Genomic DNA, 21,209 nt, shown 5'->3' with positions numbered 1-21,209 from the left:
GCAAAATGAGGGATGGAGGCAATATGAAACAGAAACTGGGCTATCTGGCGCTACCGCTGCTGATGGCGGCCGCGTTCAGCACGCAAGCACGCGCCGACGGCGAGACCATCGCCATCTTCACCAAGAACCAGACCAATCCGTTCTTCCAGACGGTTCGGGTCGGTGCCGACAATATGGCGAAGACGCTGAACGCGAAGACGCTTCAGTACATCCCGACCAAGCCGGATTCGATCCCCGAGCAGCTCAGCCAGATCGAGGACGTCGTGGTGAAGAAGCCGAGCGCGATCGTCTTCACGCCGGTCGATTACAAGGCGATGGTGCCCGGTGTCGAGAAGATCAACGAGGCAAAGATCCCCGTCGTCAACATCACCGATCGTTCCGCGGGCGGCAAGTTCCTCTCCTTCGTCGGCGCCGACGATTACAGCCTCGGGCTCGAGACTGCGCGCTTCCTGCTCAAGACGCTCGGCGGCAAGGGCAATATCGTCATCATCGAAGGCGTCAAGGGCTCACTGACCAATGTCGACCGGGTCCGCGGCTTCAACGACGCGCTGAAGGAAAGCCCGGGGGCCAAGCTGCTGGCCTCGCAGCCGGGCAATTACCAGCGGCTCCAGGCGCTCCAGGTGATGGAGAATCTGATGCAGTCGAATTCACAGATCGACGGCGTGCTCGCCGCCAACGATGCCATGGCGGTCGGCGCGATCGAGGCGCTGGACGGCGCCAACCGCAAGGCTCAGGTGATCGGCATCAACGGCACCAAGGAGGCGATCGATGCGATCAAATCCGGCAAGCTCCTGGCAAGTGGGGATTACAACGGATTTGCCCAAGGCTGCCTCGGCACCATGATGGCGATCCGGTCGTTGCGCAATCAGCCGGTCATCAGCGAGATCGTGCTAAAGCCTACGGTGATCACCAAGGACAATTACCAGCCGTTCGACGTGCCGCTGGAGCAGCGGACCTGCCCGACCTTCGAGGAGGCGGGCAAGCTCAGCGCGAAGTAGACCAACCGCTCACGACAGGCCCGGACGGCCGCGTCCTCGCGGCCGTCCCAAGAAACGGATCTCCCCATGCTGTTCGCCATTCACGCCCTCGACCGCGCCGGCGCGCTGCCGACCCGGCTCGCCAATTACGACGCCCACAAGGCTTTCCTCAGCGACACCTCGCGCTTCGGCGTCAAGATCGTGATGTCGGGACCGCTCGTCTCCGACGACGGCGCGACCATGATCGGCAGCCTGTTCCTGATCGAGGCGGCAGGTCGCACCGAGGTCGAGGCCTTCAACCGCGCCGATCCTTTTGCCGCCGCCGGCATCTGGGAGAAGGTGACGATTACGGGCTTCCTGCGCCGCCAGGGTTGAGGCGTTAAGGCGCGTCTTCGAGGTGACAGGCCACCCACTGCTCGGCGCCCGTCGCGCGCAGCGTCGGCTCCTCGGTCCGGCAGCGGTCGAAGACGAAGGGACAGCGGGTGTGGAAACGGCATCCACGCGGCGGATTGATCGGGCTCGGCACGTCGCCCTTGAGGATGATGGGATTGCGCCGGGCGCCCGGCTCGGGCAACGGCACCGCCGAAAGCAGCGCCTTGGTATAGGGGTGCTTTGGCGCGGCAAATATCTCGCGGCGCGGCGCCACCTCGATGATCTTGCCGAGATACATCACTGCAACGCGGTGGGTCATGTGCTCGACGATCGCGAGATCGTGGCTGATGAACAAGAGCGCAAGGCCGAACTCGTGCTGGAGATCCTGAAGCAGATTGACGATCTGCGCCTTGACCGAGACGTCGAGCGCCGAGACTGCCTCGTCGCAGACGATCAACTCGGGCTCGGCCGCGAGCGCCCGCGCGATACCGATGCGCTGGCGCTGGCCGCCGGAGAACTCGTGGGGCCTGCGATTCAGCGCCTCGCGCGGCAGGCGGACCGTGTCCATCAGCGCGGTGACGCGCAGTTCGAGGTCTTCCGCGGATTTGGCGAGGCCGAAATTGCGGATCGGTTCGGCCAGGATGTCGCGCACGCGCATGCGCGGATTGAGACTCGAGAACGGATCCTGGAATACCACCTGCACGCGGCGGCGCATCTGACGCATCGTGCTCGGCGCGGCATCGTCGATCCTCTGGCCGTCGAGGATCACCTGCCCCGCGGTGATGTCGAACAGCCGCAGGATGGCGCGACCGACCGTCGACTTGCCGCAGCCGGACTCGCCGACCAGCGACAGCGTCTCGCCGCGCGCGATCTCGAACGACACGCCGTCCACCGCATAGACCCGTTCGGACTTGCGGCCGAACAAGCCGGTCTTGACCGGAAAATGCTTCTTGAGGTCGTTGACCTGGAGCAGCGGAGCACTCATGCCGCGACGGCTCCCTTGGCCGCATAGTGGCAGGCGGCGATATGACGGGGATCCTTCTCTTCGAGCCCCGGCGCATATTGCCGGCAGAGGTCGGTCGCAAGCGCACAGCGTCCGGCAAAGACGCAGCCGGTGATCCGCTTGCGCAGATCAGGCACCTGGCCGGGAATCTCGGCCAGTCGTCTCGCAGTGCCGGTCAGCGAGGAGCCGAGGCGCGGCACCGCGCCGAGCAGGCCTTGCGTATAGGGATGGCGCGGCGAACGGAACAGTTCGGCTACCGGTGCCTCCTCGACCTTGCAGCCGGCATACATAACCATGACGCGTTCGGCGATTTCGGCGACGACGCCGAGATCGTGCGTGATCAGGATGATGGCTGCGCCGACCCGGCGCTTCAGATCCAGCATCAGTTTCAGGATCTGTGCCTGGATGGTCACGTCTAGGGCGGTCGTGGGCTCATCCGCGATGAGAAGCTTCGGATTGCAGGCGAGCGCGATGGCGATCATGACGCGCTGGCGCATGCCGCCGGAGAGCTGGTGCGGATATTCGCGCACGCGGCGCTTCGGCTCGGGAATGCCGACCAGCGTCAGCATCTCGATGGCGTGCGTCTCGGCGGCCTGCTTGTCCAGGCCCTGATGGATCATCAAGGTCTCCCGGATCTGGCGGCCGACCGTGAGGACCGGGTTCAGGCTTGTCATCGGCTCCTGGAAGATCATCGAGATGTCGTTGCCGCGGATGGCGCGCATCTCGCGATCGGACAGTTGCAGCAGGTCCCTCCCCGCAAAGCGGATGGCGCCTGCGATCCGGCCCGGCGGTTCCGGGATCAGCCGCATCACCGACATCGACGTCACCGACTTGCCGCAGCCGGACTCGCCGACGATGGCAAGCGTCTCGCCCTCGTTGACGTGGAAGGACACGCCGTCCACCGCGCGGTTGATGCCGCTGGGGGTACGGAAATGGGTCTGGAGGTTCTCGACTTCGAGCAGTGGCATCGCGATCAGCCCCTCTTCAAAGGCTCTTGGCCATGCGCGGATCGAGCGCGTCGCGAAGACCGTCGCCAAGCAGGTTCACGGCGAGCACGGTCACGGACAGGAATGCAGCCGGAAAGAACACGATGTAGGGCTTGACCTGCCACAGCGCGCGGCCCTCGGCCATGATGTTGCCCCAGGACGGAATAGTCGGCGGCGTCCCTGCGCCGATGAAGGACAGGATCGCCTCCGTGATCATGGCGCTGGCGCAGATATAGGTCGCCTGCACCAGCATCGGCGCCACCGTGTTGGGCAGGATATGGCGCAAGATGATCATCGGCGTGCGCGTGCCGCAGGCGACGGCTGCGTCCACATAAGGCTGCTCGCGCAACGACAGCACCACGCTGCGGACGAGGCGCGAAACACGCGGGATTTCGGCGATGGTGATAGCCAGGATGACGTTGCCGACGCTGCCGCGGGTCAGCGCCATCAGCGCGATCGCGAGCAGGATCGGCGGGATCGACATCAGGCCGTCCATGAAGCGCATTAGGATGCCGTCGGCCCAGCGGATGAAGCCGGAAACCATGCCGATGGCAAGGCCGGCCGCGGATGCGAAGATCGCAACTGAAAGCCCGACCGTGAGCGAGACCCGCGCGCCAAACAGCACGCGCGAATAGATGTCGCGGCCGAGCACGTCGGTGCCGAACCAGAAATCGGCCGACGGCGCCCGCGTGCGCTTGGCCGGCGCGAGCGCGGTCGGGTCGACTGTTCCGAGATATGGCGCAAAGATCGCGATCAGGACCAGGGTCAGCAGCAGCGCGCCGCCGATCGCGACTGTCGGATGGCCGCGCAAGAACCCGATGAAACCGAGCCGGATCCTGACCGGTCGCAGGATCTCGGGTAGTTGTGGCGCGACGACGAAGCCAGCGGGAAGCGATTGCGGATTGACGGTGGTATCGGTCAATAGCGGATCCTCGGGTCAACGAGCGTGTAGATGACGTCGATCATCAGATTGACGAGGACGTAGACGAAGCTGAACAGCAGCACGATACCCTGGATGACGGGATAGTCGCGGCGCAAGATCGCGTCGATCGTGAGGCGGCCGAGACCGGGGATCGCGAACACACTCTCCGTGACCACCGCGCCGCCGATCAGGAGTGCGATGCCGATTCCGATCACGGTCACGATCGGAACCGCCGCGTTCTTCAGCGCGTGAACGAACAGGATGCCCCCCTGCCCGAGGCCCTTGGCGCGGGCGGTGCGAATATAATCCTGCTGCAAGACTTCGAGCATGGTGGCGCGGGTGATGCGCGCGATCAGCGCAATGTAGACGCAGCCGAGCGCGATCGCCGGCAGGATCAGGTTCTCGAGCCACGGCCAGAAGCCTTGCGCGAGCGGCGTATACCCCTGCACCGGCAGCCATTCCAACTCGAGCGCGAAGACGTAGGCGAGCATGTAGCCGACCACGAAGACGGGCAGCGAGAAGCCGAACACGGCAAAGCCCATGATCACGCGGTCGATCAGGCTGCCAGCCTTCCACGCCGCCACCACGCCGAGCGGCACCGCGACCACGATTGTGAGCAGCAGGGTGACCATCATCAGTGACAGCGTCGGTCCGAGGCGCTGGCCGATCAGCGCCGACACGGGCAGATTGGTGAAGATCGAGGTGCCGAGATCGCCGTGCAGGATACGCCAGACCCAGCTTCCGAACTGGACCAGGAAGGGCCGATCGAGGCCGAGGCTCTGGCGGATGCGCTCGACATCCTCCGGGCTCGCCTGATCGCCCGCGATCACCACGGCGGGATCACCGGGCGCGATGTAGAGCAGGCTGAACACGAACAGCGCGACGATCGCCATCACCGGAAGTGTTGCGACGATGCGACGGAGGATGTACGAGAGCATCTGGCCTCAACGCAGGATCATGCGGACTTCGACACGCCCCAGAAGAACGGCAGCGGCCCCTTGGTGATGCCGGAGACGTTCTTGCGCCACGCCGTGTAGCTCAGGAAGAATCCTGTCGGCGCATAGACGACGTCCTCGAGCGCCGCCTTGTTGAGGCGGGCGACCGCAGCCTTCTCCTCATCGATGTTCTTGGCGTCGAACCAGGCCGTGACCTCCTTTTCGGTGCCGGGGCTGCTCGGCCAGCCGAACCAGGCCTTGTCGCCATTGGCGCGAATGGCGGTGTAGGGGGCCGGATTGATGCAATCCGCACCCGCATGCCAGGTGTGGAACATGTTCCAGCCGCCCTGGCCGGGCGGCGTCTTCTGCGCACGGCGCGAGCCGACCGTGCCCCAATCGGTGGCAACGAAGTCGACATTCATGCCGAGCTTCTTCAGGAGGTCCGCCGTGACGTCTCCTTGCGCCTTCGTGATCGGCTGATCCTGCGCGACCAGGCAGGTCACCGGCTGGCCGGAATAGCCGCTCTCGGCGAGCAGCTTCTTGGCCGCATCGAAATCACGCTTGCCTTTCAGGATCTCGCCACCTGCTTCGCTGTAGAGCGGCGTATTCGGCGTGAAGAAGCCGGGGAGCGGCTTCCAGAGCGCAGTGTCGTCGCCGACGATCGCGCGCATATAATCTTCCTGGCTCAGCGCCATCAGCACGGCACGGCGCGCCCGCACATCGTTGAAGGGCGCAAAGAGGTGATTCATGCGGAACGAGCCGATATTGCCAAGGGGATCGCCGATGTCGACGCTGATATTCTTGTTTTTCTTCAGGACCGGAACGAGGTCGGCGATCGGGCTCTCCCACCAGTCGACCTCGCCGTTCTGCAACGCGGCGGCCGCGGTGGCCGGATCCGGCATCACCACCCACTCCACGCGATCGACCAGGATCTGCTTGCCGCCGGCAAGCCAGGATGCCTTCTCCTGCCGCGGCACGTAGTCGGCGAACTTCTCGAACACCGCTTTCGCGCCGGGCACCCACTCGCCCTTGGCGAACTTCATCGGACCGGAGCCGACGTAATCCGTGATCTGCTTGAACGGATCGGTCTGCGCGATGCGCTCCGGCATGATGAAGGAGCAAGGCGAATTGTTCTTTGCCAGCGCGTAAAGCATCTTCGGATAGGGCTGCTTCAGCACCCATTTGAAGGTGCGGTCGTCAACGGCGGTGAGTTCCTGCTGGAGCGCCTTGATCATGAGGCCCATCGGATCGCGGGCCGCCCAGCGGGAAAGGCTCGCGACGACGTCCTTGCTCAGCACCGGCTCGCCGTCGTGGAACTTGAGGCCAGGCCTTAAGCGAAACGTCCAGGTCGTACCGTCGTCCGTCACTTCCTCGGACTCGACCATTTGCCGCTGCGGCTGAAGCGAGGAATCGATGCCGTAGAGCGTGTCCCAGACCATCGCTGCAGCGTTGCGCACGACATATTGAGTGCCCCAGATCGGATCGAAATTGGCGAGGTTTGCCTGCGGCACGAAGCGCAGGGTGCGCGCCGCACCTTGCGACAGGGCGGGGGCCGAAAGGCCGCCCGTCAATGCCAGACCGCCCGCACCAGCCAGTCCCTTCAATACGGTCCTGCGATCCATGAAGTCCTCCCAGTATTGCCGTGATGCCGGCCATCATTGGCCACGGGCAGGTGAAACCAGAGCCCATTGGCGTGCAAATGGTATGCCACTAACCCCACCTTCGCCAGCGGGATTTGGATCGGACTTCGCGCGTCCTGGCAGGCGCCGCCGCGATCAGCACGGCGTATCGTGCGCCGCCCGCGTATCGCTGATCTGCTGATCCCTGCCGTATCGAGCCGCCCTTGCGCCTTAATTCAGGCTGCCAGCGAGGACCGCAAGCGCCGCCAGCCGATGACAATGCCGGTGATGGAGAACACCAGCCCGAGGGCACAGAGCCCGACGGTCACGACGTCGCGCAGCCGCGGATGCGAGAGCAGGACCGGGAAGTCGAGCGTGTGCAGTGCGCCGTAAAGCCAGCGGTAGGCGCGCCGCGACGGATCCAATCTTTGCAGCACGGCGCCGTCGGCGCCATCGACGTCGAACCAGTTCTCGCCGCACAACGAGCGGTAGACCGGTGCACCCGGCATCATGGATCGGGCGGGGTAGCCGTCGTTGTCAGGAAGGACGGATGGTGGAGCGCAGCCGTCTGCAAAGCGCCCGGTCAGCCCCTGAATCTCGTGCACGTCAAGGAATCCCCGCGGTCCATCGCGCGGCGCATCCCCTGTCCTGATCAACGTCTGACGGCCGAGCGCCACCCGATCGCGCCGATAGACATTGCCGTTGAAGGCGAACCATTCGACCTCGCGAGCCAAGGCAGATATTGGCCACCGATCGAGCGATGAAGCATCCCGCCAATCCGGCGCTGCGTTCACCAGGCCGGCCTCAGTGGTGGTCAACTGCCCGCGCGAGAACAGTCGGCCGTGATCCATCGAGAGCCAGCCGCTGAAGATCCAGGTCAGCACGAAGACTGTCGCTGCCAAGCCGATCAAGTGATGCAAGGCGTGCCAGCCACGGTAAGGCGACGAGATCTGCCTCTTGCCAATCCTGATCCGCACAATCCCGAGCACCGTACCAAGTACAGCCGCGATCAGAGCCAGCAGCGATAGCGACCACACCAGCCGATCCCATAGCGCCCAGTCGCTTCTCAGAACGGTCGGATAGATCCAGTGCAGCACACTGCCGACAAGATTCCAGCCTCGCTCGCGCCGCGTCGTATCCAGGACGATCTCACCGGTGAGCGACGAGACGTAGACTTCCGTCCCGGCGGCATCGCCGAGGGCCACGCGCAACAAGGGTCGATGGCGATCGAATCCGTTCGGTACGCTCCACTGATCGACATCCGCACGGCCGACAATCCTCGCATGCGAGGCATCGATCTCGCGCGGGCGCGCATGAGCCTGCGCAATAGCCAGTGCGAGATCGGCGGATTTCACCGACGCGTCGTTCCCGTCGGCCGCGCGGATTGCGCGCTGACGCGATGGACCCGAGACGATGTAAACCGCGCCGTCGCTTCGCTGGATCAGCCGAACGCGCGTGGCATCCGCGATCCCGCTCGCGGCAGCGGCGCCGGCAACCGGTATTCTCGTCTCTTCGCGATCCAGCGGCACGAGTCCGGCAAATCGCTCCGCCTCCGTCAACGACGGGAACGGAACGAAGTGCATCACGATCCCGGTCGCGAACCACATCGCGAACAGCAGGCAGAAGGCGATCCCGAGCCAGCGGTGCAGCAGGACGATCGCACTCATCATCCGTCTAACACCTCACCATTTGAACGCCGCGGAGATTTCGTAGGTCCGCGGCGCGCCGAGCAGGATTTGGTCGGGGTAGAACGGATCGCCCCAGATCGCATACCGCTTGTCGGTTATATTGCGCACACGGAAGGTCAGGCGAGCCTGGTCGACCGCATTGAACACCGTCTTGGGAATGTCGACGAAGGCATAGACGTCGGCCACAGTGTAGGCCTTCATCGTCACCACGTTGGCATCGGTGTTGTAACGGTCGCCGACGTGACGGCCGGTGATGCCGAGCTCCACCGGCCAGGGCGTGAAGAAGCGATACGAAGCGCCGGCGTTGGCCACGATGCGCGGCACGTTCGGCGGCGTGTTGCCGGAGAATGAGCCGCCGGCAAAATTGTAGTCGGCATAGCGCGCATCGACAAAGGCGATGTTGCCCCAGAGACGCAGGGGCTCGATCGGGCGCACGGACGCCGCGAGTTCCACGCCCTTCGACTCCTGCCGTCCGGCGATATTCAACTGCATGCCGCCGGCCGCGGCGTAGACGTTCTTGCGCACAATGTCGTAGGCGGAAAAAGACCACTCCGCCCTGTTGTCCCAGAACAGATGCTTGACGCCGGTCTCATAAGTGCGCGCGGTCGTCAGTTCGAGCGGCTGGGTCGGCCCGAGCAGAAAGATGTTGTTGGCGGAGATATCAGCGCCGGTGGCGTACTGGCTGAAGAAGGTCAGGCCGGGCACGGCCTCCCAGGTGTAGCCGATGCGACCGGTGACCGGCGCCCAGTCTTTCGTGAACGGAAAGCCAGCCTTCTCCAGGCCGTTCTTATCGGTCGAGTTGCGGTCGAGCCCGATATGCTCGACGCGCAGGCCGCCGACCAGTGCGAAGGTACGTGTCAGCTTCAGCCGGTCCTCGAACGACAGCGCCTCATTGTCGATGCGCGCGGTTTGCTGCTGGATCGTGAGCGGGCCGTAAAAGCCGCGGTCGGGATTGACCAGCGAAACGGAATCGCCTGGGAAGTTTGCCGCACCCGGCCTGACGAAGTCGAGATAGCTTGACGACAACGTCGTGACCAGCCGGTTGTCGAAGCCTGCAATGTTCGTGTCCCAGATCAGGTCGGTGATGTTGCCCACCAGCCGCTGGCTGTGCGCGACATAGAAGCGTTCACGATCGACCATGTTCGTCGTGGAATTGAACGCCTCGATCTCGTTGTTGAACCAGGTCCGTTCTGCACCGTAGCCATATGCCTGGCTCTTCAGCGTCAGGTCCGGCGCGAGCTTCAGCTCGAAGCCACCGCGCAGCCACACCTCCTGGGCGGCGTTGCGATTGTCGAGGACGTTGTAATTGGTGTTGAAGGTGCGGTCGTCAATGGTGACGGCGCCGAGATTGCTTCCGTTGTAGTTGGAGACGTAATTGCCGGAGACGATCCCCGTCGTCGCGTGCGAGCCGCTGAAGGCGATCGGCACCAGCGGCGCGCCCCAATAGGCTTTGGAGCGGTCCTCCCTGTATTCGATTGCGCCCCAGATCTTGAGACTGTCCGAGATGCGGTAATTGAGCTGGCCGGACGTGCCGAACGTCTTGACGTTGGTGTCGTCGGCAAAGCCGTTGAGGGTGGAACGGCTGATGTCGACGCGATAGTCCAGGCCCTGCACGTTGGTGCTGCCACCCGAGCCATAGTGGACGCGGAACGAGTTCAGGGAATCCCAAGAGAAATCAGCCTCGTTCCGGACCGGTCCTGTATGCGGCTGCTTGGTGACGAAGTTGATGGCGCCGCCGGCAGCGCCCTCGCCTGAAATCAGCGAGGCCGGACCTTTCAGGAATTCAACGGCCTCCAGATTGGCGGTGTCTACGATCCGCGAGGTCATGTTCTGCGGACCGATCTTGATGCCGTTGTAGAGCGTGTTGATCTGGCTGTTGGTGAAGCCGCGCATGGAGAAGGCTGAAGGTTCAGCCGGATTGTCGCCGGAGGTGACGCCGACCGCGCCCTGCGCCACTTCGGAGACAGTGCGATAGCTCTGCTCGCGCATCGTCTCGGCCGAGATGACTTCGGCGGTCGCCGGCGTTTCACGCACGGTGAGGCCGAGCCGCGAGGCGCTTTCAGCCACAGCATTGCTGTTGAGCGGCGTTGGTGCCGCGGCGGCCGGCACGACAGGCTTGGGCGCTGCGGATGCAGTCGCTGGCCTGCGCGCCGTTGCACGGCGTGTGCCCTGCGCCTCCCGGCCCGCCGGCTTGGCCTGCTTGCGGGATTGGGCGGGCGACACCTCGACCGGCGGCAGCGACTCGCGGACCTGCTGCGCCCGGGCGGCAGATACATCGACGGCGGCCAGTGACGTAAGCGCCGCGGAGGCAAGCAGGAAGCGGTGCGGTCGTACAAAAAGGAGACAAGACACGGTTTTCGAAACCTCGGTATGACGTCAGTGGCACGTCACAGCGAACGAGGTCTCACCTTTGGCCTGTCAGCCCTTCGATGAAGCCGAATGTCTGTACTCCCCGACCGACATCTTCGCGTGTGACCACGGCTGACGGCAGGTCTCCTGGCTCGCGGGTCGTGACCGCTTCGTCGCCTTCCCGGGACCGAGGACCCAGTGGCTTCTGACGAAGGATTCACCGCTTACAGTTGCGGGGGCAGCCGCGGCATTGGGGACGAATTCCCCGCACCGCATTCCCTTTTCATCCCCTCTCGGGGAAACCGTCGCCAGCATCTAGGATTACGATCAAGACGGAGTCAATGTGCAAGCTGCGGCGTTATTGCCACAGCAACCAACTTCCTTGGAGACGAGCATGGAAGGCGAGACCTTCCTCTGGCTGATACGGCATGCGCCGGTCGATGGCGTCACAGGGACGATCCATGCCGCCGATGCCCCGGCCGATCTTCGCGATCGCGCGCAGCTAGAGGCACTGCGGCAGTCTCTGCCGAGAGGCGCGGCGAGCCATGCGAGCCCAGCGCGGCGCACGATCGAGACCGCGCATGCGCTGGGACTCGCGCCCGAGCTGATCCCCGAATTCGGGGAACAGGATTTCGGCGCATGGACCGGCCGTCGGCATGACGAGATCGGCGCGGCCGGGGACGAGGCCTATGCGCAATTCTGGAGCGATCCGGCGCGCGGACGTCCGCCGGGCGGCGAGAGCTTTGCGGATCAGGTCGCGCGCGTCCGGCTTGGGCTCTCGCGGATCGGCGCGGGCTCCGCAACGCTCGTCGTGCATTCCGGCACGATCCGCGCCGCGCTGTGCATCGCGCTGGATCTGACGCCGCACGCCGCCTTGCGCTTCGTGATCGATCCGCTGTCGCTCACCCGGATCGACCGGCTCGCCACTGGGTGGCGCGTCGTCTCCGTCAATCAGCGGATGGCCTGAGCCCGATCAGGCCGGGCGATCCGGCACATTGGCTTGCGCAAAAGTCGCCATCCCGTTGTGGAGCGCGCAAGCCGACCGCACCAGCGGCAACGCGATCGCAGCGCCGGAGCCCTCACCGAGCCGGAGATCGAGGCTGATCAGCGGCTGCACGTTCAGCGCACGCAGCACCAGCCGATGCCCCTGCTCCGCCGATTGATGCGACGGCAGCAGGAACGGCCGGCACGATGGGTTGATCTGCACCGCCACCAGCGCCGCGACCGACACGATGAATCCGTCGATCAATACGGGAAGGCGGCGTTGCGCCGCCGCGATGATAGCGCCGCAGATCGCCGCGATCTCGAGACCGCCGACGGCACACAAGATGTGTTCGGGCGAAGCCCCCGCAATACCGTGGCGCGCAATCGCGGCATCGATCACCCGCGCCTTGTGCGCGCGGCCGGCCGCGTCGATTCCGGTGCCGCTGCCCGCGATTTCCTCGGCGCTGATGCCGAGCAGACTCGCCGCAATGGCCGCCGAGACCGTGGTGTTGCCAATGCCCATCTCGCCGAAGATCACCAGATCAGGCCGGCCGACTTCCGCGCGCGCAACCGCGCGCTGGCCGGCCGCGAAGGCGAATGCCAGTTCCGCCGGCTCAAGTGCAGCTTCCTCGCTGAAATCGCGCGTGCCGCTCCGCGGCTTGTCGGTGACGACGCCCGCCATCTGTTCCTGCGCCAGCGTGCCGGCGTCGACCACCTCCAGGCTGGAGCCAAGCTCACGCGCCAGCACTGAGATCGCGGCGCCACCGGACGCAAAATTCGCCATCATTGCGATGGTCACAGCTTGAGGATAGGCCGACACACCCTGCGCAACGATGCCGTGATCGCCGGCGAAGACGATGATCGGCACGCGCGCGGCGCGAGGAGATTCCGTCGCTTGCAGGCCCGCAAGCTCGATCGCCAGTTGCTCAAGCCGGCCGAGCGCGCCGGTCGGTTTTGTCAACTGCGTCTGCCGCGCGATCGCTGCCTCGCGGTGCATCGCGGAGATTTCGGGACACTCTTGGTAGACCCATTCGGGGAGCATGCAGCCTCGCTTAACGCGTGCGCTTGAGAATGTAGCTGTCCATGATCCAGCCATGCCGCTCGCGCGCTTCCTGCCGAAGTGCGACGATGCGCGGGCCGACTTCGGCCAACGCGCCGGACATGACGATCTGGTTGGGCATGCCGAGATAGGCACCCCACCAGATCTGCAGACTTTCCGGAGCGAGCGACTCGAACGCCGTGCCGCCGTCGAGCATCACCGCGATGGTATCGACTCCTTGTGGCCAGCCGCCTTCGCGCAAGCGCCGCCCCGTCGTGACCAGGAATGGCTCACCGATGTCGTTGAGCGGCAGCGCATGCGCGGCGCACAGCGCCTGGATCGAAGTAATGCCGGGCACGACCTCGATCGTCGGTAACGGATCGAGCCGCCGCGCAATGCGGAGCGAGGAATCGTACAGCGAAGGATCGCCCCAGATCAGCAGCGCGACCTTGCCCTCGCCGTCGAGATGATTTGCGATGGTTTGCGACCAGGTTGCCGCCACCGCATCGTGCCAATCGTCCACGCCCTTTTGGTAGTCCGCCTCAGTCGTGTCCCGCACTGGCAAGTCGAACTCGGCGATGCGCGTGCTCGCGCTGGTGAGCACGTCCGCGCAGATCGTCCGCCTGAGATCCGCCAGATCGGATTTCGCCGGCCCCTTGCGCGGGATCAGGACGATGTCGGCAGCGTTGATGGCACGGGCCGCGGCGCGCGTGAGCTGCCCGGGATCGCCGCAACCGATGCCTATCAGGGAAAGCGTGAGCATCGCGAGCGCGAAGGGCGGCCGCACCGGCCGCCCTTCGCTTGTCTCTCAAGCGCCGTTATGCAGGCGCGGCGTGACGAGGCCGGGCGCAGTGACACCGCGCAGCGACTTCGCCAGCGCCAGCACCGCGAGATCGGCGAGCGGTTCGATCACGATGACCAGCGCATAGGATGCCGCAAACGCCGCGATGTTGGCGAGGTTGGTCGCGCCGAAGCCGGAGCCATAGAGCGCCCAGAACGCCACCCAGGCGACGATGCCGGACTGATAGGCGGTCGAGAGCGCCAGCGCCTGACGGTATTGCAGATCGACGTAAGCCGTGTTGCGCGGAATGATCCGCGTGGCCAACGCCTGAATCGCGAACAGCGGCACCAGGAGCGTGGTGATGTTCATGCCGTATTGCGGCAGGTCGGTCGGCACGAAGAAGACGCCCTGGAGCAGCAGGCCGAACGCAAGGCCGAAGGCGGCGGGCGCAGCACCGAACAGCAGGAACAGCGTCGAGCCGAGGATGAAGTGCACCTCGGAGACGCCGACGGGGAAGTGCGGCAGCACCTGGAAGAAGCTGAAGACGAGGCCGGTGGTGGCGAGCGTGCGCGTCGCGAACGAGCCGATGCCCTGCTCGCGCACGGTGTCGACCGCGAGCTTCAAGGCAACGCCGCCTGCGGCGATGCCGGTTGCGTAACTCAACACGAGCTTGGCGCCCGTCACGATTCCGGGTTCGATATGCATGGCTCAGATCCTTCCTGCCGTCACACCCGACGGCCTTGGCCTCAAAACGTGCAGGGCCGGTCTCCTGGCTCGCGGTTCACTGGGGTTCTCCGGCCTTCCCGAGCCTTGCGGCCCAGTGGCTGATCGGAGCCCCTCACCGCTTACAGTCGCGGGGGCGGCTGGGGATTTGGGCGCCGCAACTGGGTCCGCCCGCCCCCATTCCCGATTATGCTCCGGCGCTTTGCGCCGCGTCGAGCACCATGCCTCTCCTGTGTGCCCCTTTCGCGAGCCGGGCGTCAAGGGGCGAACGGCGGCCGCGGCCATCATGACAGATCGTCTCCTGCCAGCGCCCCGAACAGGATGACGGCGGCGGTGGAAGCGGCGCCGCCGCGCGCAAGCTGCTCGGCAAGCTCGACAATGGTGGTGCGGACCAGCCGCTCGTCGGAACGGCCAAGAGATTCCGCAAACAGCGCCGGCGTATTTGCGGCCAGGCCATGCTCGATCAATTTTGCGGCAAGGGCCGGAAAGGTGCGCCGGCCCATATAAACCACGGTGGTTGCCTCCGGATCTGCCAGCGCCACCCAATTCAGGTTTTGCGGCAGTTCGCCGGTGACGTCAGCCCCGGTCACGAACTGCACCCGCCGCGAGGTGTGGCGCCGGGTCAGGGGGATGCCGGCTTGCGCGGCGGCGACGCAGGCGGATGTGACGCCGGGAATGATCTCGTAGCCGATGCCGGCCTCGCGCAGCGTCTCGAGCTCCTCCTCGAGCCGGCCGAAAATGCCGGCGTCGCCAGACTTCAGCCGCACCACGCGCGCGCCAGTTGCGGCGTAGTCAACCAAAAGGCGGTTGACGTGGTGCTGCTTGGTGGAGGGCCGCCCTGCCCGTTTGCCCACCGCGACGAGATTGGCGCCGGGACGGGCGAGATCGAGGATCGCGCCGGAGGCAAGATCATCATAGAGCACGACGTCGGCCTCGCGCAGCCGTGCAGTCCCCTTCACCGTGAGGAGTTCTGGGTCGCCGGGGCCGGCGGAGACGAAACTGACAAAACCGCTCACCGGTCCTCCGCAATCAGATGGAAGAACGTGCCGGTGGCTTGGCCCCGCCGCGAGCCGGTCTCGGCAATGACCGCGCCGGTTGCATCGTGGACCACGGCCAGCGGCGTGTCGGGCTGGGCGATGATCGTCGAATAATGGAACTCGTGGCCGCGCAGGCGTGCGCCTGCCCGGTGCCCCGGCATCGGCGTGTCCAGTTCGGCGAGACGATAGCCCAGATGCATGCGGCGCTTGGCAAAGCTGGTCTCCAGGCCGAGCAGCCCCGCCATCTCATGGCGCACGCCATCGGCATCGGTCAAAGCAGTTCCTAGCACCATATAGCCTCCGCATTCGCCGTGGACCGGCCGTGTCTCGGCGAAGGACCGCACGCCGCTGCGAAAGCGTGCGTTGGCCGCGATCTTGCCGGCATGAAGCTCGGGATAGCCGCCGGGCAGCCAGCAGACATCGGCGCTCGCGTCGGGCGATTCGTCGGCCAGCGGCGAGAACGGCACGATCTCGGCGCCGGCCGCGCGCCAGGCCTCCAGCATGTGCGGATAGACGAAGGAGAACGCCGCATCGCGGGCGAGCGCAATGCGCTGCCCGGGCGGCGTGACGTTCAAATCATTGCTCGCTGCCTGCGGCGACCAATTGGCGGCCGCCCGCAGCACCGCATCGAGATCGACATGCTCGGCAACGAAGCGCGCGGCCTCGTCGATCAGCTTGCCGATCCCGGTCTGCTCCTCGGCCTGCACCAGGCCGAGATGCCGCTTTGGCAGGCTAATCTCGGCATGGCGTGGCAATACGCCGAACACGGCGATGCCGGCGTCTCTCAGCGCGCGACGCACGAGATCTTCGTGGCGTGGGCTGGCGACACGATTGAGCACGACGCCGGCAAGGCGCACGCCAGGGCGGTAGTCGCGAAGGCCCGCGGCAATCGCTGCCGCGGTCTGCGCTTGGCCAGAGGGATCGATCACCAGCAGCACGGGCCAGCCCAGCATCTCGGCGATGTCTGCGGTGGCGCCGGTGCCGGAGACGCCGCGCGCGGCGACGCCGTCGAACAGGCCCATCGAGCCCTCCGCGAGCACGACGTCGGCATCCGCGCCGCGGCTGACGAGATGCGCGATCGCCCCGCGATCCATTGCCCAGCTATCGATATTGACGGAGGCCCGTCCCGTCGCCGCAGCGTGAAAGGCGGGATCGATATAGTCGGGCCCGCTCTTGAAGCACTGCACGTTCAAGCCGCGATTGCGCCAAGCGCGGGCGAGCGCCAGCGTCAGCGTGGTCTTGCCGACGCCTGAGGCCGGTGCGGAGATGACGAGACCTGCCGCCATCAGGGCGCCTCCGGGAAGCGGGGCTCGGCGCCAACCGGCCGATAGCGGCGATCATAGTCGGCGGCATAGAGGCGGCTCTCGTCAAAATCCGTGGCATTCAGCGTCCTGCCGACCAGGACCAGCCCGGTGCGCTCCATCTCGCTGCCTACAGCCGCATCGAGCGTTGCCAGTGTGGCGCGCACGATGCGCTGGTCCGGCCAGCTCGCGCGCCAGACGATCGCGACCGGGCAGTCTGCGCCGTAATGCGGCGTCAGCTCGGCGATGAGCTTGTCGAGCAGGTGGATCGACAGGTGGATCGCGAGCACCGCGCCGGTCGCGGCGAATGCGGCAAGCTTCTCGCCCTCGGGCATGGCGCTGGCCCGGCCCGGCGTGCGCGTCAGCACCACGGTCTGGGCAAGGCCCGGTAGCGTCAGCTCGGCCTCCAGCGCAGCGGCAGCAGCCGAGAAGGACGGCACGCCCGGCGTGACCGAATAGGGGATGCCGAGCGCGCGCAGGCGGCGGAGCTGCTCGCCCATCGCCGACCAGATCGAGAGATCGCCGGAATGCAGACGGGCGACGTCTTTGCCGCCCGCATGCGCGGCGGCGATCTCGGCGATGATCTCGTCGAGCGACAGCGGCGCGGTGTTGACGATCCGCGCGCCCGGCGGGCAATGCGCCAGCACACCCTCCGGCACAAGCGAGCCGGCATAGAGACACAGCGGAGAGGCGGCGATCAGGTCGCGGCCGCGCAACGTCAGCAAATCGGGCGCGCCCGGGCCGGCCCCGATGAAATGCACGGTCATAAGCCGTCTCCTTCCGCAATCGCGGCGGTCGCGGTGCGATCCTGCGAGACAACGCGTGTCGCAATCAGCCGCGCGCGAGGGCCGGCCACTGCGAGCGCCGCGGCTTCGGCAACCGATCCCGTGCCGAACTTTTCCGCGATGAACTCCGATTGCGTCGGCGTGTCGATGCCCGCGAGCATGTGCACCGGAACCGCCTTGATCGGCACGCCGCATTCACGCGCGAGCTGCTTCAGCGCTTCGGCCTCGGCCTTGTCGCTGACGGTCGCCACTGCCGCAAGGCCTTCGGGACCGCCGGCCGCCAGCAGCGCCTCGCGCAGTGAAGCCAGCGTCACGTCGTTCTTGAATCCGAGCCCGGCAACTTTCATCGGACCACACTCCATTGCACCACCGGCCGCGCCGCTTCCCAGGAGCGGTAGCGACCGAGTGGACTTGCATGCGCGATCTCGACGCGCATCAGCTCGCCGCCGTGGCGCTGATGCAGCTCGCCGAGCAGCGCCTCTGTCTCCAGCGTCACCGCATGCGCGACGAGCCGCGCCCCAGGCGCCAGCCGCGACCAGATGGCGTCAAACATCGCGCCATCGAGGCCGCCGCCGACGAAGACAGCGTCCGGCGCGTCCAGCGCTGTCACAGCATCGGGTGCTTCGCCCGCGATGACCTTGATCCGATGCTCCAGTCCGAACGCGGCCGCGTTGCTGCGGATGTTGGCAGCCCGATCATCACGCGCCTCAATGGCCACCGCCGTTCCGCCGCACAGCGCCCACTCGATCGAGATCGAGCCCGAACCGGCGCCGATGTCCCACAGCGTCCTGCCGGGACACGGCGCCAGCGCCGAGAGCGCAAAGGCGCGCATCGGCCGCTTGGTGATCTGGCCGTCGTGAGCGAAGAGATCGTCCGGCAGGCCCGAACCGCGAGACAGCCCCTGCCCTCCCTTCGTCTCCAGCGCAACCGCAGTGAGATTTCCGGACGAAGCGCGCGTAAAGCTCTCAGCGCGATACTCTCTGACGCTTTCATTCGGCCCGCCAAGCGCGGCGAGAGTCCAGAATGCGGAAGGGCCCCAGCCGCGCTCGGTCAGCCAGTTCGCGAGATCGCCGGCCGCTTTGCCATTACGCACGAGACAGATGATCCGCGCCCCGCGCGCCAGATGCTGCACGAGACGTTCGAATGGCGCAGCGTGAAGTCCAAGACAGATCACGGATTCCAGACGCCAGCCGAGCCGCGCAGCGACGAGCGAGAACGTCGACGGCGCGGAGTGCGCAATCCACTCGCCAGCCTGCAGCTTGTCGGCAAGACTTGCGCCGGCGCCATGCCAGAACGGATCGCCTGAGGCGAGCACCACCGTCGGCCGGCCGCGGCAGCTCAGCACGATATCTGCATCGAACGGCACCGGCCACGGACGGCCGCGGCTGCCAACTTGCGCAAGCGCGAGATGGCGCTCGCCGCCGAAGACGGTTTCTGCCTTGGCAAGCGCCTTTCGGCTTGCTTCGGACAGCCCGGCAAGGCCATCTTCGCCGATACCGATGATGGTCAGCCAGGGATCAGCCATGATGCGCGCCCTCGTTCTGGGCGGAACAGCCGATGCGAGCCTGCTGGCTGCGGCGATCGCGCGCGCGGGCATCAAGGCCGTCTATTCCTATGGCGGTCGCACCCGCGCGCCTGCCGATCAGCCGCTGCCGACCCGCATCGGCGGCTTCGGCGGCGTGGGCAGGCTTGCCGAATACCTTCGTCATGAAGGCATCACGCATGTGGTCGACGCGACCCACCCATTCGCGGCGGAGATGAGCCGCAATGCGGTCGAAGCCTGCGCGGAGACGGGCACGCCATTGATTGCGCTGGAGCGAGCGCCCTGGACCAAAGCGCCTGGCGACAACTGGATCGAGGTCGTCGACGTCAACGCCGCCGTCGCAACGCTGCCCGAAAGGCCGGCCAAAGTGTTCCTCGCCATCGGCCGCCAACACATCGCGCCATTTGCGATGACGCCGCAGCATCGCTACACGCTGCGTTTCGTCGATCCCCCCGAAACAACCCTGCCCTTTCCGGCCCACGTGATCGTGTCGCGCGGGCCGTTCACGCTTCATAGCGAGCTGGAGATGATGCGGGAGCGCGGGATCACTTGGATCGTTGCCCGTAATTCCGGCGGAGACGGTGCGCGCGCCAAGATCGATGCGGCCCGCATGCTCGGCCTGCCCGTGATCATGATCTCGCGACCAAACCTGCCCGAGCGGTTGCGGGTGGAGAGCGTTTCCGAGGTCATGCAGTGGCTCGGTCATCGGACCTGCCTCGGCGCATAGACCCAGCGGCCGACGCGGCGGGTCTGCGAATTGCCCACGATCACCAGCGTGCGCATGTCGGCCATCTCGGGTGTCGCTTCGTTCAGAGCGACGGTCTCGATCTTTTCATCGGGCGCGCTGATCGAGCGGGCAAAGATCATCAGGCGCTCGCCGCAACCGGACTCCTTCAGCACCGCAAGCGCGCGGCCAAATCCCTCCGCGCGGCTCGCCGAACGCGGATTGTACATCGCAATGACAAAATCGGCCTCCGCCGCAAGCCGCAGGCGCTTCTCGATCACCGCCCAGGGCTTCAGATTGTCGGAGAGATTGATCGCACAGAAATCATGGCCGAGCGGCGCGCCGGCGCGGGCAGCCGCCGCCAGCATGGCGGTGATGCCGGGCAGCACGCGAATAGGCAGCTCCCGCCATTGCGGTGCCTGCTCGAGCGCCTCGAACACGGCAGAGGCCATCGCGAACACACCGGGATCACCGGAGGAGACGACGACCACCTGGCCGCCTTCCGAGGCAAGCCGCAAGGCTTCGCTTGCGCGCTGCAGCTCTTCGCGATTGTCCGACGGGTGCAGTGCAAGCCCCGGTCGCGGCGGGACGCGGGCGACATAAGGCGCATAGCCGAGAATGTCGGTCGCGGCCGCGAGCGCGGCGGAGACTTCCGGCGTCACCAGCGCGTCGCTGCCAGGGCCGAGCCCTGCGATAGTCAGCGTGCCCGTCATTCGGCGGCGTCCAGGTGCCGGCCCTTGCCGTGCACCAGCACGATCGCGAAATAGGGACAATCGGCGGCATCGACCTCGGCGAGCCGCGCGATGCGCTCGCCGGGCATGGTGCCGCGCTCGACCAGCCAGGCATCGTCCAGCCGTCCGGCGGATGCAAGCGCGCGGCGCACCTTTGCAAGATTGCGGCCGGTCTTCATGATGATGAGTGCATCGGAATTGCGCATGCGCCGCTCGAGTTCGTCTTCGCCAAGCGTCCCCATCAGCACCGTCGTCACATCGTCGCCGAGCGCAATCGGCTGTCCCACGCCGTTCCAGCAGCCGACCATGCCGGGAATGCCCGCGATCACCTCGATCTCGACGCGGCCTTGCAGGCGCGTATGCAGATGCATGAAAGAGCCGTAGAAGTAGGGATCACCCTCGCAGAGCACGACGACGTCGACCGCGCGCGAAAGCCGCGCCAGGCGCTCGGCCCATTCGTCATAGAAGCCGGCGAGCAGATGGACATAGCCGGGGCTGTCGAAGGCGATCTCGGTCGTAACGGGATATTCCATAGGGTATTCGGTGATGTCGGCAGCAAGCATGCCCTCGACGATGCGGCGCGCCTGACCCGGCCTTCCCTTCTTGCGGAAATAGGCGACGTGCCTGGCACCGCGCACCATGCGGTCGGCGCGCACGCTCATCAAATCGGGATCGCCGGGGCCGAGACCGCAGCAGATGATGCGTCCCAT

Annotated in this window: 21 protein-coding genes and 2 riboswitches; of the genes, 4 read left to right on the top strand and 17 right to left on the bottom strand. The window is 65.9% G+C overall.

Annotated elements, in window-relative coordinates; all coding sequences use genetic code 11:
* Positions 1–23: 23 nt before the first annotated feature.
* Together IVB01_RS08940 and IVB01_RS08935 are read left to right on the top strand one after the other, a co-directional pair.
* Positions 24–998, top strand: coding sequence for a sugar ABC transporter substrate-binding protein (locus IVB01_RS08940; RefSeq protein ID WP_247278168.1), 975 nt, complete (start codon positions 24–26; stop codon positions 996–998).
* A 66-nt stretch (positions 999–1,064) separates the two neighbouring features.
* Complete coding sequence (locus IVB01_RS08935) at positions 1,065–1,352, top strand: YciI family protein (RefSeq protein WP_247278169.1); 288 nt, start codon at positions 1,065–1,067, stop codon at positions 1,350–1,352.
* Between the two features lie 4 nt (positions 1,353–1,356).
* Here the strand turns inward: IVB01_RS08935 and IVB01_RS08930 are convergent, their stop codons facing one another.
* The 7 genes from IVB01_RS08930 to IVB01_RS08900 all read right to left on the bottom strand — a co-directional run bounded on the left by IVB01_RS08930 (position 1,357) and on the right by IVB01_RS08900 (position 10,854).
* Positions 1,357–2,334, bottom strand: coding sequence for an oligopeptide/dipeptide ABC transporter ATP-binding protein (locus IVB01_RS08930; protein ID WP_247278170.1), 978 nt, complete (start codon positions 2,332–2,334; stop codon positions 1,357–1,359).
* On the bottom strand, positions 2,331–3,320 hold the full coding sequence (locus tag IVB01_RS08925) for an ABC transporter ATP-binding protein (protein WP_247278171.1): 990 nt from the start codon (positions 3,318–3,320) through the stop codon (positions 2,331–2,333). The genes IVB01_RS08930 and IVB01_RS08925 overlap by 4 nt, the downstream gene beginning before the upstream one ends.
* Before the next feature lie 16 nt (positions 3,321–3,336).
* Positions 3,337–4,260 (bottom strand): ABC transporter permease, encoded by a 924-nt coding sequence (locus tag IVB01_RS08920; RefSeq protein ID WP_247415351.1) that lies wholly within the window; start codon positions 4,258–4,260, stop codon positions 3,337–3,339.
* Positions 4,257–5,198, bottom strand: coding sequence for an ABC transporter permease (locus IVB01_RS08915; RefSeq protein WP_247278173.1), 942 nt, complete (start codon positions 5,196–5,198; stop codon positions 4,257–4,259). The genes IVB01_RS08920 and IVB01_RS08915 overlap by 4 nt, the downstream gene beginning before the upstream one ends.
* Before the next feature lie 17 nt (positions 5,199–5,215).
* Positions 5,216–6,817, bottom strand: a complete 1,602-nt coding sequence (locus tag IVB01_RS08910) for an ABC transporter substrate-binding protein (protein WP_247278174.1) — start codon at positions 6,815–6,817, stop codon at positions 5,216–5,218.
* Positions 6,818–7,050: 233 nt separating this feature from the next.
* The gene (locus IVB01_RS08905) at positions 7,051–8,484 is read right to left on the bottom strand and encodes a PepSY domain-containing protein (RefSeq protein ID WP_247278175.1); all 1,434 of its coding nucleotides are present in this window, start codon (positions 8,482–8,484) and stop codon (positions 7,051–7,053) included.
* 12 nt (positions 8,485–8,496) lie between these two features.
* A complete protein-coding gene (locus tag IVB01_RS08900) occupies positions 8,497–10,854 on the bottom strand; it encodes a TonB-dependent receptor (RefSeq protein WP_247278176.1) in 2,358 nt (785 codons plus the stop codon).
* A 116-nt stretch (positions 10,855–10,970) separates the two neighbouring features.
* Positions 10,971–11,173, bottom strand: a riboswitch (cobalamin riboswitch).
* A gap of 72 nt (positions 11,174–11,245) precedes the next feature.
* Between IVB01_RS08900 and IVB01_RS08895 the strand changes: the two genes are divergently transcribed.
* The gene (locus tag IVB01_RS08895) at positions 11,246–11,818 is read left to right on the top strand and encodes a histidine phosphatase family protein (protein ID WP_247278177.1); all 573 of its coding nucleotides are present in this window, start codon (positions 11,246–11,248) and stop codon (positions 11,816–11,818) included.
* Between the two features lie 6 nt (positions 11,819–11,824).
* Here the strand turns inward: IVB01_RS08895 and cobT are convergent, their stop codons facing one another.
* The 8 genes from cobT to cbiE form a co-directional block, all read right to left on the bottom strand.
* Positions 11,825–12,877: a nicotinate-nucleotide--dimethylbenzimidazole phosphoribosyltransferase gene (gene cobT, locus IVB01_RS08890; protein WP_247278178.1), complete on the bottom strand. Its 1,053-nt coding sequence runs from the start codon at positions 12,875–12,877 to the stop codon at positions 11,825–11,827.
* A gap of 10 nt (positions 12,878–12,887) precedes the next feature.
* Positions 12,888–13,637: a precorrin-6A synthase (deacetylating) gene (gene cobF / locus IVB01_RS08885; protein ID WP_247278179.1), complete on the bottom strand. Its 750-nt coding sequence runs from the start codon at positions 13,635–13,637 to the stop codon at positions 12,888–12,890.
* A gap of 45 nt (positions 13,638–13,682) precedes the next feature.
* On the bottom strand, positions 13,683–14,360 hold the full coding sequence (locus IVB01_RS08880; protein ID WP_247278180.1) for an energy-coupling factor ABC transporter permease: 678 nt from the start codon (positions 14,358–14,360) through the stop codon (positions 13,683–13,685).
* 36 nt (positions 14,361–14,396) lie between these two features.
* Positions 14,397–14,617, bottom strand: a riboswitch (cobalamin riboswitch).
* Between the two features lie 45 nt (positions 14,618–14,662).
* The gene (gene cobA, locus IVB01_RS08875) at positions 14,663–15,394 is read right to left on the bottom strand and encodes a uroporphyrinogen-III C-methyltransferase (protein WP_247278181.1); all 732 of its coding nucleotides are present in this window, start codon (positions 15,392–15,394) and stop codon (positions 14,663–14,665) included.
* Positions 15,391–16,701, bottom strand: a complete 1,311-nt coding sequence (locus IVB01_RS08870; RefSeq protein WP_247278182.1) for a cobyrinate a,c-diamide synthase — start codon at positions 16,699–16,701, stop codon at positions 15,391–15,393. Before IVB01_RS08870 ends, cobA begins: the two co-directional genes overlap by 4 nt.
* Complete coding sequence (gene cobM, locus IVB01_RS08865; RefSeq protein WP_247278183.1) at positions 16,701–17,483, bottom strand: precorrin-4 C(11)-methyltransferase; 783 nt, start codon at positions 17,481–17,483, stop codon at positions 16,701–16,703. The genes IVB01_RS08870 and cobM overlap by 1 nt, the downstream gene beginning before the upstream one ends.
* Positions 17,480–17,848 carry a cobalamin biosynthesis protein gene (locus IVB01_RS08860; RefSeq protein WP_247278184.1) on the bottom strand — a complete coding sequence of 123 codons (369 nt, stop codon included), beginning with the start codon at positions 17,846–17,848 and terminating at the stop codon, positions 17,480–17,482. The genes cobM and IVB01_RS08860 overlap by 4 nt, the downstream gene beginning before the upstream one ends.
* Positions 17,845–19,026, bottom strand: a complete 1,182-nt coding sequence (cbiE, locus tag IVB01_RS08855) for a precorrin-6y C5,15-methyltransferase (decarboxylating) subunit CbiE (RefSeq protein ID WP_247278185.1) — start codon at positions 19,024–19,026, stop codon at positions 17,845–17,847. Before cbiE ends, IVB01_RS08860 begins: the two co-directional genes overlap by 4 nt.
* Between cbiE and IVB01_RS08850 the strand changes: the two genes are divergently transcribed.
* A complete protein-coding gene (locus IVB01_RS08850; RefSeq protein WP_247415359.1) occupies positions 19,025–19,771 on the top strand; it encodes a cobalt-precorrin-6A reductase in 747 nt (248 codons plus the stop codon). The genes cbiE and IVB01_RS08850 overlap by 2 nt on opposite strands.
* Here IVB01_RS08850 and cobJ read toward each other — a convergent pair.
* A complete protein-coding gene (gene cobJ / locus IVB01_RS08845; protein ID WP_247278187.1) occupies positions 19,747–20,481 on the bottom strand; it encodes a precorrin-3B C(17)-methyltransferase in 735 nt (244 codons plus the stop codon). The two genes, IVB01_RS08850 and cobJ, sit on opposite strands and share 25 nt — an antisense overlap.
* Entirely contained in the window at positions 20,478–21,209 is a 732-nt protein-coding gene (locus IVB01_RS08840) for a precorrin-2 C(20)-methyltransferase (protein WP_247278188.1), read from the bottom strand. Before IVB01_RS08840 ends, cobJ begins: the two co-directional genes overlap by 4 nt.

It is taken from the genome of Bradyrhizobium sp. 164 (assembly GCF_023073715.1).
In the GTDB taxonomy this organism is placed as follows: Bacteria; Pseudomonadota; Alphaproteobacteria; order Rhizobiales; family Xanthobacteraceae; genus Bradyrhizobium.
This window is presented reverse-complemented; position numbering and strand designations above follow the sequence as displayed.

Excerpts from the sequence above, each read along its gene's own strand:
- IVB01_RS08860 (WP_247278184.1), bottom strand. The coding sequence starts at position 17,848 with ATGAAAGTTGCCGGGCTCGGATTCAAGAACGACGTGACGCTGGCTTCA.
- cobJ (WP_247278187.1), bottom strand. The coding sequence starts at position 20,481 with ATGACGGGCACGCTGACTATCGCAGGGCTCGGCCCTGGCAGCGACGCG.
- IVB01_RS08880 (WP_247278180.1), bottom strand. The coding sequence starts at position 14,360 with ATGCATATCGAACCCGGAATCGTGACGGGCGCCAAGCTCGTGTTGAGT.
- IVB01_RS08905 (WP_247278175.1), bottom strand. The coding sequence starts at position 8,484 with ATGATGAGTGCGATCGTCCTGCTGCACCGCTGGCTCGGGATCGCCTTC.
- IVB01_RS08935 (WP_247278169.1), top strand. The coding sequence starts at position 1,065 with ATGCTGTTCGCCATTCACGCCCTCGACCGCGCCGGCGCGCTGCCGACC.
- IVB01_RS08910 (WP_247278174.1), bottom strand. The coding sequence starts at position 6,817 with ATGGATCGCAGGACCGTATTGAAGGGACTGGCTGGTGCGGGCGGTCTG.
- IVB01_RS08840 (WP_247278188.1), bottom strand. The coding sequence starts at position 21,209 with ATGGGACGCATCATCTGCTGCGGTCTCGGCCCCGGCGATCCCGATTTG.
- IVB01_RS08895 (WP_247278177.1), top strand. The coding sequence starts at position 11,246 with ATGGAAGGCGAGACCTTCCTCTGGCTGATACGGCATGCGCCGGTCGAT.
- IVB01_RS08870 (WP_247278182.1), bottom strand. The coding sequence starts at position 16,701 with ATGGCGGCAGGTCTCGTCATCTCCGCACCGGCCTCAGGCGTCGGCAAG.
- IVB01_RS08930 (WP_247278170.1), bottom strand. The coding sequence starts at position 2,334 with ATGAGTGCTCCGCTGCTCCAGGTCAACGACCTCAAGAAGCATTTTCCG.
- cobT (WP_247278178.1), bottom strand. The coding sequence starts at position 12,877 with ATGCTCCCCGAATGGGTCTACCAAGAGTGTCCCGAAATCTCCGCGATG.
- cobM (WP_247278183.1), bottom strand. The coding sequence starts at position 17,483 with ATGACCGTGCATTTCATCGGGGCCGGCCCGGGCGCGCCCGATTTGCTG.
- IVB01_RS08925 (WP_247278171.1), bottom strand. The coding sequence starts at position 3,320 with ATGCCACTGCTCGAAGTCGAGAACCTCCAGACCCATTTCCGTACCCCC.
- IVB01_RS08850 (WP_247415359.1), top strand. The coding sequence starts at position 19,025 with ATGATGCGCGCCCTCGTTCTGGGCGGAACAGCCGATGCGAGCCTGCTG.
- cobF (WP_247278179.1), bottom strand. The coding sequence starts at position 13,637 with ATGCTCACGCTTTCCCTGATAGGCATCGGTTGCGGCGATCCCGGGCAG.
- cbiE (WP_247278185.1), bottom strand. The coding sequence starts at position 19,026 with ATGGCTGATCCCTGGCTGACCATCATCGGTATCGGCGAAGATGGCCTT.
- IVB01_RS08940 (WP_247278168.1), top strand. The coding sequence starts at position 24 with ATGAAACAGAAACTGGGCTATCTGGCGCTACCGCTGCTGATGGCGGCC.
- IVB01_RS08915 (WP_247278173.1), bottom strand. The coding sequence starts at position 5,198 with ATGCTCTCGTACATCCTCCGTCGCATCGTCGCAACACTTCCGGTGATG.